General features: G+C 66.1%; 13 protein-coding genes and 1 pseudogene. 7 read left to right on the top strand and 7 right to left on the bottom strand.

The features are described 5' to 3' along the window. Positions 1-14 precede the first annotated feature (14 nt). A pseudogene (locus AAHH99_RS12100) lies at positions 15-95 on the top strand (VapC toxin family PIN domain ribonuclease); the annotation flags it as partial. A gap of 58 nt (positions 96-153) precedes the next feature. Then, positions 154-1,152, top strand: coding sequence for an ERCC4 domain-containing protein (locus AAHH99_RS12095; protein ID WP_418768823.1), 999 nt, complete (start codon positions 154-156; stop codon positions 1,150-1,152). On the opposite strand, the gene AAHH99_RS12090 is transcribed toward AAHH99_RS12095, so the two are convergent. The 3 genes from AAHH99_RS12090 to AAHH99_RS12080 form a co-directional block, all read right to left on the bottom strand. After that, complete coding sequence (locus AAHH99_RS12090; RefSeq protein ID WP_418768822.1) at positions 1,142-2,506, bottom strand: flavin monoamine oxidase family protein; 1,365 nt, start codon at positions 2,504-2,506, stop codon at positions 1,142-1,144. The genes AAHH99_RS12095 and AAHH99_RS12090 overlap by 11 nt on opposite strands. A gap of 178 nt (positions 2,507-2,684) precedes the next feature. Next, positions 2,685-3,017 carry a hypothetical protein gene (locus AAHH99_RS12085; protein ID WP_418768821.1) on the bottom strand — a complete coding sequence of 111 codons (333 nt, stop codon included), beginning with the start codon at positions 3,015-3,017 and terminating at the stop codon, positions 2,685-2,687. Between the two features lie 80 nt (positions 3,018-3,097). Beyond that, entirely contained in the window at positions 3,098-3,973 is an 876-nt protein-coding gene (locus AAHH99_RS12080) for a formylglycine-generating enzyme family protein (protein WP_418768820.1), read from the bottom strand. A gap of 85 nt (positions 3,974-4,058) precedes the next feature. Here AAHH99_RS12080 and AAHH99_RS12075 point away from each other — a divergent pair, with 85 nt between their 5' ends. From AAHH99_RS12075 to AAHH99_RS12055, 5 genes are all read left to right on the top strand, one after another. Continuing rightward, positions 4,059-4,478 carry a pyridoxamine 5'-phosphate oxidase family protein gene (locus tag AAHH99_RS12075; protein WP_418768819.1) on the top strand — a complete coding sequence of 140 codons (420 nt, stop codon included), beginning with the start codon at positions 4,059-4,061 and terminating at the stop codon, positions 4,476-4,478. Between the two features lie 408 nt (positions 4,479-4,886). Then, on the top strand, positions 4,887-5,090 hold the full coding sequence (locus AAHH99_RS12070) for a cold-shock protein (protein WP_059165242.1): 204 nt from the start codon (positions 4,887-4,889) through the stop codon (positions 5,088-5,090). A 238-nt stretch (positions 5,091-5,328) separates the two neighbouring features. Next, positions 5,329-5,604, top strand: coding sequence for a DUF5994 family protein (locus AAHH99_RS12065; RefSeq protein ID WP_418768818.1), 276 nt, complete (start codon positions 5,329-5,331; stop codon positions 5,602-5,604). 8 nt (positions 5,605-5,612) lie between these two features. Next, a complete protein-coding gene (locus tag AAHH99_RS12060; protein WP_418769606.1) occupies positions 5,613-6,416 on the top strand; it encodes a transglutaminase-like domain-containing protein in 804 nt (267 codons plus the stop codon). Positions 6,417-6,566: 150 nt separating this feature from the next. Continuing rightward, positions 6,567-7,694 carry a fatty acid desaturase family protein gene (locus AAHH99_RS12055; protein ID WP_418768817.1) on the top strand — a complete coding sequence of 376 codons (1,128 nt, stop codon included), beginning with the start codon at positions 6,567-6,569 and terminating at the stop codon, positions 7,692-7,694. Between the two features lie 16 nt (positions 7,695-7,710). Here the strand turns inward: AAHH99_RS12055 and AAHH99_RS12050 are convergent, their stop codons facing one another. From AAHH99_RS12050 to AAHH99_RS12035, 4 genes are read right to left on the bottom strand one after another with little or no spacing between them, the layout of a single operon-like run. Continuing rightward, complete coding sequence (locus tag AAHH99_RS12050) at positions 7,711-9,465, bottom strand: sulfatase-like hydrolase/transferase (protein ID WP_418768816.1); 1,755 nt, start codon at positions 9,463-9,465, stop codon at positions 7,711-7,713. Beyond that, positions 9,462-9,908, bottom strand: coding sequence for an SRPBCC family protein (locus tag AAHH99_RS12045; protein WP_418768815.1), 447 nt, complete (start codon positions 9,906-9,908; stop codon positions 9,462-9,464). The genes AAHH99_RS12050 and AAHH99_RS12045 overlap by 4 nt, the downstream gene beginning before the upstream one ends. A gap of 42 nt (positions 9,909-9,950) precedes the next feature. After that, positions 9,951-12,239: a hypothetical protein gene (locus AAHH99_RS12040; RefSeq protein ID WP_418769605.1), complete on the bottom strand. Its 2,289-nt coding sequence runs from the start codon at positions 12,237-12,239 to the stop codon at positions 9,951-9,953. 9 nt (positions 12,240-12,248) lie between these two features. After that, positions 12,249-12,572 carry a WXG100 family type VII secretion target gene (locus tag AAHH99_RS12035; RefSeq protein WP_418768814.1) on the bottom strand — a complete coding sequence of 108 codons (324 nt, stop codon included), beginning with the start codon at positions 12,570-12,572 and terminating at the stop codon, positions 12,249-12,251. Positions 12,573-12,681: the final 109 nt, after the last annotated feature.

Raw genomic sequence — 12,681 nt, 5'->3', positions numbered from 1 at the left:
GTCGGACAGTACCTCGTGGCCTCAGCGCGCAGTTGGCGACGCTCGACTCTGGCCTGGCGCATCTGCACAGCGACGTGGCAGTCCTCATCGCCTGATCTACGGGGCGGGATTCGGCTCTGCCGAATCCCGCCCGCACGCGGCACACTGGAGCGCGTGGCGGAATTGCTGATCGCGGCGAACCCGCAGCCCGATTCCCGGCTGCGGTATCTGTTGCGACTTCCGCAACCGGGCGGGGATCTGGTCTTCCGGACCTCGGGCACGTGGCCGCGCGTCAAAGCGCTGTACTGCCACCCGATGAGTCTTGACGAGTGGCCCGCCGACGCCGAGGTCATCGAACGGCTTCCGCTGCAATCGTGTCAGCGCCGTGGCGCGGCCATCGATGTCATTCTGCAGCGCGGGCGCGAGAACCGCTCCCAGATCGTGTTCACCACTGCCCGGGGCCGCGAGGTGGTGTTCTGGCAGTCGCCGCGCACCCGTAAACAAGCGCGCCCCAACGTGCGAACGCCGACCGCACGCGCTCAAGGTATCGAAGAGTTGCAGGTGCTGGTGGATGCGCATGAGCGGTACGCCTACACCTTCAGCTCGCAACAGGTCAGCATCGTGAAGCGGGCACTGCCATGCGGTGACTACGGGATCACCGTGGACGGCTCGCTGGTGGCCAGCGTGGAACGAAAATCACTACCCGATCTCGTGTCCGGTCTGACCAGCGGCAAGCTTCGCTTTCAGGTCGCCCATCTCTCGGCACTCCCGCGCGCAGCGGTTGTGGTCGAAGACCGCTACTCGCAACTGTTCCGGCACAACTTCGTCCGCCCCGCCGTGGTCGCCGACGCCCTCGCCGAGTTGCAGATTCGGTGGCCGAGTGTGCCGGTGGTGTTCTGCGAGACTCGCCAGCTCGCCGAGGAATGGACTTACCGCTTCCTCGCTGCCGCGCACACTTGGGCGCTCACTGAAGAAGCTGCGCAACAGCGCATCTCGGGGGAGCGAATCGACATCGCAATACCTGCGCCGGCGGGTGCGGAGTCCGAACCGAGCACCGCCGAAGTCCGCGCGTGGGCGCGCGACGCGGGCCTGCCGGTACCCGACCGCGGTCGGCTGCGCCCCGAAATATGGCAGGCGTGGCGCGACGCGCACGACCCCTCGGTCAAGCCATAGCCATCGCTTCGCGGGCCATGACCTCGGCCGCGGCGCGCTCGCCGGAACGCACGGCGCCGTCGATGAACCCGTACATCACCGCTGACGTCTCGGTGCCGGCCCAGTGGATCCGTCCGCACGGCTCACGCAGCGCGGGTCCGAACTCGGTGAGCACACCCGGCGGGGCGTGCGCGATCATCCCGCCGCCGGAGTACCTCTCGATGGTCCAGTTCTGTTCGACATAGTCGACCGGTTTGAGCGCTTTGTCACCAAGACGTTCCGCGACAGCGCCCAGGACCGCGCTCCTGCGCTCGTCCTCGTCGAGGTTGGTCAACCGGCGCGCTTCGGGACCCTCGGTGATCACCGTGAGCATTCCGGGAGTGCCGGTGTCGGTGCACGAGTCGATCGTCAGGCTCGCGGGTGATCCGGGTCCGAACGACTGCCCCGACAGGCCGTCGGCTCGCCAGAACGGTTCGTCGAACACCAGCGCGATCTTGTAGACCGCCCCGCTCGGCATGCGTTGGTGCAGAAATGATCGGTCGGCGGGAAGCATTGGCTCATAGGTGATCTGGCTTGCTATCGAGATCGGCACCGCGACGATCGCTCGGCGCGCGTTGACCACCATGTCGTCGGAGCGCACGTTAACCCCGTCGGAAGTCTGCTCGACGCTGCGCACCGGTTGCGACAGGTGGATAATGTCACCGAGCTCGGCTGCGACCGCACGATGGATAGCGCCCATGCCGCCGACCGGCCGCGCGTCCTCGGCTGCGTCCTTGACGCCCAGCACGAAGCTCGGTCCGCCGGCCGACGCCATCTGGTACAGCATGAACAGCAACGAGATCTCTGATGCCGCAGACGTATACAGTCCCGCGACAGCGCTTTCCAGCAGTTCGCGGGCGGGCTTGGACAGCGTGTTCCTGTCCAGCCACGCCGCCCAGCTGGTCTGGTCCCACTTCTGCGCCTTGCGCGCGGTCCACGGCGCCTCCACCGGGATGGCCTTGCACATCTGCGTGAGCTCGAGAAAAACCGTGCCGATGTTGGCGACCGCCCACGGGCTCATCGACAGCGGGATCGTTCCGGTGTAGCGGTACTTCTTGCCGCCCACGAACATCATCGCGTCGCCGTCGGTGTACTGCTTGTAGCTCGGCACCCCGAATTCCTTCATGAGCGCGTAGATCGCGTCCTGTCCGGGACCGATCCAGGCGCCGCCGCGATCGATCCAGGTCCCGTCGTCGCGCACCTCGGTGAATGTGCGACCACCGACGCGGTCGCGGGCCTCCAGCAGCGCCACCGAGTGACCTGCCTGCTTCAAGCGCAATGCCGCGGTCAGACCGGCGAATCCGGCACCCACGACGCAATAGTCCACGTCTGCCATGACGAGCCCCTTCGATACGGTTTGCGCGGGGCCAGGCGGCCGGGTGCAAGCCTCGGCGCGCCCTCATGCGGACGCCAAGGCACCTAGACTCAACGCCCGATTGGCGTCTGTGTCAATAAACCGTTGCGTCGGCAAAGGCCTTGCGGGTGCCGTTGATTCAGGCCGGCGAGAGTCGGACTCATGCGGTCGACGCTTCGACCCGCAGTCCTTCGTACGCCGCGCGCACCAATTCCTCGTCGGCAAGCCGCGGCCGCTCCAGATACGCACCGGGAATCAACAAGGCGATCTCGTCCCGCAGCGCCCACAGCGTGCTCCGCGGCGGCAGGTGAACCACGAACCGGATCCGCTCACATCCGGCCTCCTCGCGGACCCGGCGTACGACGTCGAGAATCGCCGTGTCACCAGAGTCCGCACGCACGGTTCCAGTCCAACATCGGTCCTGCGAGCATGCCGAATAGCGGAGCAAGGGCCCGCGCGGACGGGCCAGCGCGATGGCGACCGATGTGATCATGCCCGTACTGTATGCGCAGGGTCCGACAAGTCAGGTCCGCATGTGTATCGGTTCGCCCGCGAAGATGTTGTCGCACAACGTCACGGGGTGACGCAGCGGAATCCGATGTGTGTGGTGGCGCTGTCCTGCGACTGAGAGGACCGAGCGGCCGGCCGGTACCGATGGCAGTACTCGGGTGCGCAGAGGTGTGAGCCGCCCTTGAGCGTCTGGAATTTCGACGGATCGCCGGTGGGCGGCGCGCAGCAGCTCGACTTCTGGGTGTCGGGTCGGTGGCGTGGCGCGTACGGCGTCGTCGTCCATTCCCAGACGTTGCCGATCATGTCGACGAGTCCGAATGCGTTGGGCGGGAACGTGGCCACCGGCGAGGTGCCCACCCAGCCGAGGGCCCCGTCGTTGCGGTACGGGAAGCGGCCCTGCCATACGTTGGCCATCAGGCGTCCGTCGGGCTGCGCGTCGTCGCCCCAGGCGTATCGGGATTGGGATCCGGCTCGCGCCGCGTACTCCCACTGCGCTTCGGTCGGTAGGCGGCGGCCCGCCCAGGCGGCGTAGGCCGACGCGTCCGGATACGCGACCTGCACCACGGGGTGGTCGGGGCGGTCGTCGATCGAGGATTCCGGCCCGAACGGGTGGCGCCAGCTGGCGCCCGGTACCCAGGTCCACCATTGCCGCCAGTCGCGCAGGTTGACCGGACCGCGGGTCGGGCGGAAGACGAGTGCGCCGGGAACCAGGTCGTCGGGCGAGGCGCCCGGATAAGCGGCGGGGTCGAGCTCCTGCTCAGCGAGGGTGACGTAACCCGTGTCGGCGACAAACTCGGCGAACTGCGCGTTGGTGACGGGGTGGCGTTCGATCGAGAACGCTTGGACCGTCGCCTCGTGGACGGGCGCCTCCTCCGGGTAGAAGTCGGCCGATCCCATCGCGAAGATGCCCGCGGGCAGCTCGATAAGCTCGGTCAGCATCACATCCAGGCTAGGCGCTGCGACGGGGACCACGACGCGGAACCTCGGCGGGAATGTGATCGTGGTCGCAGCGGTTGTCTGAGCTATGGCCAAGATGACGACCGATGAGCGCGAGAAGTTCCTGTCCGACGTCCACGTGGGCGTCATCGCCGTCGAGCGCCCCGACCGGGCGCCGCTGAGCGTGCCGATCTGGTACGGCTATCAGCCGGGCGGTGAGGTGCTGTTGTGGACGGAGTCGGCGTCGCTCAAGCACCAGCTGATCAAGGATGCCGGCCGGTTCTCGATCACCGCGCAGGACGAGGCGCCGCCGTATCGGTACGTCACCGCCGAGGGCGACGTGACCGGTATCGAACCCGCCGAGGACGGGGTCGTCCGCGAGATCGCCATCCGCTACCTCGGTGAAGAGGAAGGCAACACCTTCACCGACCAGAACCTCACGTCGACGTCGGTCATCATCCGGATGCGCCCGCAGCGCTGGTTGAGCTTCGACTACTCGACGCAGTAGTTGTCTTGCGGGCCGCGAGCGCGCGTGTTTGTAGGCGGCATGCCGTGAAATCTCGGCGGTTTGCGCACCGTCGCGATGCGACGAGCGTGCGCTTAGTGCCGGTAGATATCCGTACGCCTTGATTCGCTTTGGTGAGTAGGGTTTTCGGCCATCGTTCGCTGTAAAAGAGTTGGCGATTGTCGCCGTCGTCTGAAACACGCGTCCGCGAGCAATCATTACGGCGTGTTGTATGCAATCAATCGCGTTATGCGCACACTCGCGCCGCCTCGAGCGTGCGCAGACTGTCGAAATTCCGCGGCGTGGCGGCTGCAGACCCGCACGCTCGCGGAACGAGGTGAGGGGTGAGCGTGATAGCGTCTCACGTGGATGTTTATCTACATCCGTTCAGAATGAGAGAAGTTGAAAAGTATGGCACAGGGAACTGTGAAGTGGTTCGACGGCGATAAGGGCTTCGGCTTCATCGCTCCCGACGGCGGCGCGAAGGATGTCTTCGTTCATTATTCGGAGATCCAGGGAAATGGATTCCGGTCGCTGGAGGAGAACCAACGCGTTCAGTTCGACATCGAGCAGGGCGCCAAAGGGCCTCAGGCAATCGGCGTAACCGCCGTCTAGCTTGCACGACGACTGTGGGCTGGTGGGAATTCCCACCAGCTCACTTTTCGTATGTGGGTCCGAAGCGGAAATAGTGAAATTCGCTGCTGCCCAATGGATTTGAGTTCAGGTCGGCGATGACGGGCCAAGTGGCGTAGGCTGAACGGCTATCGGCGATATCTCGCACGCGACCATTTGAGATCGTGTCGTCACCGAGCTGAGTGATGGAGCCGTTCGACGGCTCAGACGGGACCATTCCATGGCGGTACAAGTAGCCCCCACAGTCTCCGCCCGACGACACGACGGGCCCGAGAGCATCCCTCGATTGCGCGTTCTTTCGGTTCGTCTCGGACCTGTGTCCCGGATGATCTACAACCTCGCCGACTGGGCGGAGGCGCCGCGGAAGACGGTTGTGGGCGGGCGAGTCGTCCGTCTCGACGGATACCAACGGCAGCCGGCTAACACGATCGCGATGGCCGCCGCCACGACCGGAAACGAGTCGACGGTAAACTCCCTCCTCACGTCCGGCTCGTGACCCAGCTCATGCGGCGACAGGTCGGGGTCGAACTCCAGGTCGAGATCACCGATCCGACCGAATTGGAATTTCAGATCGCCGTCGCCCCGCATCCGAATGCCGAAGTACACGAGCAGCTTTCAATTCTTCTCGACGGCAAACCCGTCGAACCGACCGAGATCAGCGGCGCACATGGAAACCGCATACACACCCTGTCCGTGTCCACAGGCACGCTGACGGTGGAGTACGCCGCGACGATCGTCGGCCGGACGGATCCCGCGCCCATCACCCCCTACGACCGGTTGATGTACCTGCGTCCCAGTCGCTACGCCGAAGCCGACAAGTTCTACGGTTTCGCCGCGACCGAGTTCGGTAGTTACCTCAACTCGACGACCCTGCTCGAGAACGTGTCCTCCTGGGTCGGCACCCGCCTGAAGTATGTCCCCGGCTCAAGCGACCCGATCGACGGTGCGGCCGACACCCTGCTGGCCGGCGAGGGGGTGTGTCGCGATTATGCGCACCTGGTCGTGGCTCTGCTGCGGGCGGTGAACGTCCCGGCCCGGGTGGTATCGGTGTATGCCCCCGGGCTGTACCCGATGGACTTTCATGCGGTCGCTGAGGCGCTCGTTGACGACGCCTGGCGCGTGGTCGACGCGACGCTGCTGGCACCGCGCCAGTCGTTGGTGCGTATCGCCGCCGGACGCGATGCCGCCGACATCGCCTTCCTGACCAACCACAACGGCGCTATCACGCTGGACAAGTTGCTGGTGACGGCGGTCGTCGACGGCGAGCTGCCCAACGGCTCGATCGACCAACTGGTATCGATCGGCTGACACCGCCGCCGTCGCCCCGACGATTTTTCTCTAGACTGGTCGCAGCCGACGTGCTGCCGTTGTCTTTCGTCGATTCCGGCCGGTGGTCCGCTGTCACCAATGGCTCGTACGCGAGCCTGCTCCACCACCCGCACGAACACAGGACACATTTTGGCAATCACCGACGTCGGTGCCTACACCCACCTGACCGAAGCGGACATCGAGGCCCTCGGTGTCGAGTTGGACGCCATACGCAGTGATATCGAGGACTCGCTCGGCGAACGCGACGCTGCCTACATCCGGCGCACGATCTTGTTCCAACGGGCGCTCGAAGTGGCGGGGCGGTTGCTCATCGGCGTCAGCCGGTCGCGCACCGGCTGGCTCTTCGGTACGGCGTCGTTGGCGTTCGCCAAGTGCGTCGAGAACATGGAGATCGGCCACAACGTGTCCCATGGGCAGTGGGATTGGATGAACGATCCGGAAATCCATTCCACTACCTGGGAATGGGACATGGTCGCTGTCTCGGCGCAATGGAGGTACTCGCACAACTACCGCCACCACGTGTTCAGCAACGTGGTCGGTGTGGACGACGACCTCGGGTTCGGCATCATGCGGATCACCCGCGACGAGCCCTGGCAACCGGTCCATCTGCTGCAGCCCCTGCGAAACCTGCTGCTGGCGGCCATCTTCGAGTGGGGTATCGCGCTGCATGGCGTCCATTCCGAGCGCGACCGCGCCGAGGGTGACACGGTGCGGGTCACGCGGGAGAGAAGGAAGCTGCTCCGCAAGATCGCCCGCCAGGGTGTCAAGGACTACGTGGTCTTCCCCGCGCTGAGTGGACGGCGCTGGCGTCGCGCGCTGGCCGCGAACGCGTTGGCGAACCTCATACGCAACCTCTGGACATATGTGGTGATCTTCTGCGGCCATTTCCCCGACGGGGCCGAGAAATTCACCGCCGACGCCATCAACGAGGAGAGCCGCGCCGAGTGGTACCTGCGGCAGATGCTGGGCGCCGCCAACATCGACGCCGGTCCGTTACTGGCGTTCTCGACGGGCAACCTGTGCTACCAGATCGAACACCACTTGTTCCCCGACCTTCCGAGCAACCGCCTGGCAGAGGTCGCCGTGCGGGTGCGTGCCATCTGCGACAAATACGACCTGCCCTACACCAGCGGCTCGCTCGTGCGCCAATACCTTCTGACGCTTCGGACGATCCACAAACTGGCCCTGCCGGACCGCTTTCTCACGGCGACGAGCCACGATGCCCCCGAAACCGCTTCGGAGCTGAAGTTCGCCTGACGGCCGAAACCGGGATTTACATTCGAGAGCGGCGTGACGTGTACGGCCAGGGACTGTTGCGCTCCGGGACGGATTCCGCGCGGGCCTGCTTGAGTTGCATGCGCAGGTGCTGACGCAGGTCGTGCAGGTCCGGATCCGTCCACCGGTTGCGGGCCTCGCACGGGTCGTCGGTCAGGTCGTACAGCTCCCACTGGTCGTCGAGCGGCGACGTCCGATAGGCCTCACCGCCGATGCCGTTGGCCGCGAGATGACGCACCCCCGGCTCCGTCCACGTCGACGGATCGTCGAACGTCCGCACCAGCTTCCACAGATGCCCATGGCCGCCGGCCTCGTCGACGCGCACCACCAGTCCCTCGAAGTTCGACGCAACGTGCGCTGGCACTCGGATCCGCAGAGGCGCAGGGGGTTTCGTCGACATCTTCAGCTTGCGGGCCATCCCGGATGCGCCGGTGTCACCTTCGAGCACGTTGTCGCGCGTCATCAGGTACACCGCTCGCGATTCGTCCACCGCTGCGCCGTCGACCACCGGCATCAGATTGCGCCCGGGCAGGTCGTGCACCTCGGAGAAGGTTTCGGCCAGCTTCGCCGCAGCGGCCTCGACGTCGACTCCGGCGGCGCCCAACAACGTCGGGACGATGTCCACATGCGACGTCGGCGCCGTCACCGTCCGCGGCTGCGTGGCCTGCTCACCGATCCGTGCCACCACGAACGGCACCCGCGTCGCCTCGTCGTACAGGTTGAACCACTTCTGGTGCAGTCCGCCGTGCGCGCCGAGCAGGTCGCCGTGATCCGACGTGCGGACCAGCACCGCGTTCTGCGAGCCGCCCTCGGTGACTGCGCGTCGCACGCGGTCGATCGGGGCGTCGACCTCGGCGTGCAGGCGGTAGTACAGGTTGCGGTAACGCTGGGCCTGGCGCGTGTAGGTGCGGTCGATGGCCGGCGCAGGTCCGTAGCCCGAGTAGTAGGCCTCCCGGTAGGCGATCTGCGCGGCGGGTTTGGTCGACAGGTCCTCGTCGGCGGTCGGCGCCGGCGGGATCGGCGGCGGGTCGAGCGGCGACGGACGCACCGGACTGCGCCGCTGCCACGCCGGGAACAGCACGATGTCGTGCGGGTTGACGAAGCTGGCCACCAGCAGGAACGGCCGCATGGCGTCGACGTCTCCCGCACGGCGGCGGTCGTAGCGGTCCCTGAGCCACGCCACCACGCGGTCGGCGATCAACGGATCGCGCCGGAGTCCCGCGTTGGCCAGCGGGGCGCCATGAGGTTCCGGGCCGACCCAACCCGAAAAGCCATACGGTGCAAGGGGATCAGCGTCGAGATAGCGCTGCACCGCCTTCGGGTCGACGACGCCGTCGGCGTCGTTGGTGGCCAGCGGCTCACCGGTGGACGGGTCGGTCAGGTCGGCGTGCGAGATATGCCACTTGCCGTCGTAATGCGTGTCGTAGCCAGCTGCGCGGAACCAGTTGCCGAGCGTGGGCACCTCGTTCGGGCGCAGCCACCGCATGCGGGAGTCGTCATAGACCTTGCCGATGCCGTCAGTCTGGGTGACGCCGTGCAGGTCGGGGTACTGGCCGGTGAAGATCGTCGGGCGGCTGGGCACGCAGGCAAGCGACCCCGTGTAGTGCCGTTGAAAGCTCACGCCGTGCTCGTCGAACCACTTGCGACCGGTGAGCGTCTCTCGACGCCAGGCTAGGATCTCGGGTGCCTCGTAAGGCGGAACCCCGCGCTCCTCGTCGGTCATCACGATGATGATGTCGGGCCGATCTGTCATGTGGTGTTCTCCAATCGCTTCGCCAGCGCGGCGAGCATGGTGTCGGATCCGCGGGCCAACGCCCGGCTGGCTAACCGTTCGACGAGTTGCTGCGTTCTGCCGCGCCCCTTCCGCACGGTGCTGGTGATCGTCACGACCGTCTCGCCACCGCTGGTCGGTTCGAGTTTCCAGCGGTTGCTGACCGTGCCCAAGAACTTGGGCAGGCCCTCGATCTCATAGGCGAGGACATACTGCGGATCGCATTCCGTGACGGTTTCGACCAGCGTGTTGCGGCCGATCTGCACGCGCCGCGCCGTTCCGACCAGCCCGCCGTCCGGCCCCCGCGTCAGGATGCAGGAGTGGTCGACGTCGAGCCACGACGCGATGGCGCCGAAATCGGCTAGTACATCCCAGATCTGCGTCGGGGTCGCGGCAATGACGCGGTTGCGGTCGGCTTCGGCCACGGCCCCACCGTACGTGAAACTTACGACGCCGTCAGGCGAACGTCATCCCGTGTGAGCGGGCGGCCGGGGCAGGGCGTCCCGGTAGGCGTCCTCGTAGTCCTCGATGCCGATCTTCACCGTCGGATCGATTGCGTTGAAGTAGTTGGTCAGCGCGGTCCGGAAGTCGGCGAAGCCGTTCTCGAGCGGCTTGAGCTGGCCGGTGGCCGGATCGATCAACCCGATCTCGGCGAAGAACCGCGGATCGCCGATGTTGTTGTCGAGCAACCGCTGGGCGACCGCGTACTGCAGCGCTTCGGAACTCTCCTGGACGATATAGGTCGGGTCGTTCGGCACCGGCGCATTCCCGACGAAGATATCGTGCATAATGTCGCCTCCGATCTTGTCGTGCCACTCGAGAAATGTCTTGACACCGGGGATTTCACCACCGACAGTCTTGGCGAACTCGAACCACTCTTGGCGGCTCTCATACGCGCGGACTTCTTGCAGATTGCCGTATTTGATCGCGTCGTTGTCGGCGATGTTGGCGCCGGAGTCGATGATGCCGCGCAGCGTGCCCGCCGACTGCAGATCCGCGGTCTCGACGGTGCCTCCGTCGATGATGGACTGCTCGAAGTTCGCCTGGTACTGCATCCCGTTGACGTAGGCCTGGCTGTTCAGCGTGGCGGCGGCCTGGGGATCGGTGTCGATCACCGCGAAAAGGTCTCGGGTGACCGGCATCTCGGGATTCTTCAGATCGTCGAGCGGCGCGAAACCGCGGGTGTTGTCGAGCGGATTACCCAGTATGTCGTCGATGTAGGGCTTGTTGGCGTCGGCGAGCGCCCGCGCGAGGTCGGGATTGACCTGTCCGAGCGACTGTCCGTCGGTCCCCGGGATATCGAGCAATCGGGCGGAGTTCTCCCCGGCCCAACTGTCGACCGCGTGCATGGTCTGTCCCGCCCGCTCGGCCTGGAAGACCTGGGTGGGATCGGTCAGATCCGTCGGGACGGCGCCGGTGCCGGTGCCGTTGAGCAGATTGCCTGCCGCCGCACCGTTGTCGGCCCACTGATGCGTGAACAGGTCCTCGATGAAGCCGCCGTTGGGGGTATTGCCGTCCGCTCCGGCCAGCGCGCCGTGGACGGCCATCGGGTCGCGTCCGGCCGCGTTGAGCATGTCCTGCACGGCCGGGTCCACGAGACGCTGGCCCAGCCCGATGTTCTCTTTCCAGGCGATATCGGGCGCTTCATGCATGTTCTGCAGGATCTGCTCCGACTTGTCCAGCAGCGCGGCGTCCAATGCGGTGCCCTGCTGCAGCTTGGCGTCACCCGCGGACACGATCGCAGCGACATCGCGGTACTCGTCGAGGCGCGGGAACGGCTTGTACGGGTCGGGCCACTCGAGGGTGGGGTTGCCCTTATCGTTCGTTCCGGCGGTGGGGGCGGTGGGCCCGCGCAGCGGCGCCTCGAACGTTTCGCGAATGCCCGACGGCAGGTTCTGCATACCACCGCGGGCGGGCACGTATCCGGCGTCGCCGGGTTTGGCGTCGGGATTGACTCCGGCGACCGTGATGTTCTCGTTGAAGACCAGCTGCAGGGCGTCGGCGACGCGACCTCCGTTGGGGCCGAGTTGGTCCACCATCGCGCGAATCTCGGCCGGGCTCTTGCCATCCAGCGACCGCGACAGCTGGTTCAGGTAGTCCATCTGGCTGGCCGACAGCACCAGCTCACCGCGCGCCAACGCGTCCTGCTCCTGCGGAGTCAGCGTGGTGTTCTCCTCGAGCCGGGCGAGCTCTTCGGGGGTGAGCTCCCCGTCCTGCAGCGATTCGCCGTCGGCGCTGCCCTGCTCGGCGGGCGTGTCCGGATCGCCGCCGGTGGCCGCGGACAGCACCCGGGCCAGGTCGCCGTCGACCTCCTCTGCGGCGGCCAGCACCGCGACCGCGCGGTTCTCCACCTCGGCCATCTTCTTCTCGAGCTGCGCGATCTCCTCATCGGTCCACCCGGTCGTGTCGGGAGGAGTGACCGTGCCGGTGTTCAGGTCGAGCTGCACCGCCGGGGCTGCGGCCGCGTACTCGGTGAGGCTGTTGAGGTCGTTCTTGACCGAGCGGGCATCGGCCGCGGCTTTCTGAGCGCCCAGCGACACCAGAATCGCTTCTTTCTGCGTGGTGTCGAGCTTGGTGGCCGACTGCTCGATGGCCTGCTGCGCGGCCTCGCCGGACCGGCCTTTCCACGTCCCGAACACCGAAAGGTTGCGCAGTGCCTCGGCCGTCTCACCGCTGGTGCGGGCCCGGTGCGCCGCCGCCTTGGACACCTCGTCGATCTGCTCGGGTTGCCAACGCGCCACGTCGGCCAACGTCATCCCCACGGGTCAGAGCCCCATGGTGCCCAAATTCGCTCCCGCAGAGTCGATTTCGGTAGCAGCGTTGTCGTCCGTGCGGACATACTTCGCCGCTGCCGAGCGCAGATCCTCGGCGTGTTTGAGGAGGTCGGTGTAATGTGCGGCGGACTCCTCTTCCCACTTCGTGGTGGTTGCTGAGAGCCCCGAGGCGCTCGATCCGATCCAGCCGGGCGCGGCGGCGCCCATTCGCTCGTGCGCGGTGCCGTGGGCAGACCTCAGGCTGTCGGCGGCCGCGTTGACGTGGTCTGCGGCCATCCGGACCTCCAACGGGTCTACCCGCAGATTGTCGCTCATTCGCTTTCCCATCGCTCGCCGACGGTCCAGGGGACACACATGTTTGCCGACCAACATTACCATCGCCGAGATACCCCTAGATGCACGAATTTTGGGAGCGTCCCTGCGG

Origin of the sequence: Mycobacterium neumannii (genome assembly GCF_048452905.1) — a bacterium.
GTDB lineage: Bacteria > Actinomycetota > Actinomycetes > Mycobacteriales > Mycobacteriaceae > Mycobacterium > Mycobacterium neumannii_B.
This window is presented reverse-complemented; position numbering and strand designations above follow the sequence as displayed.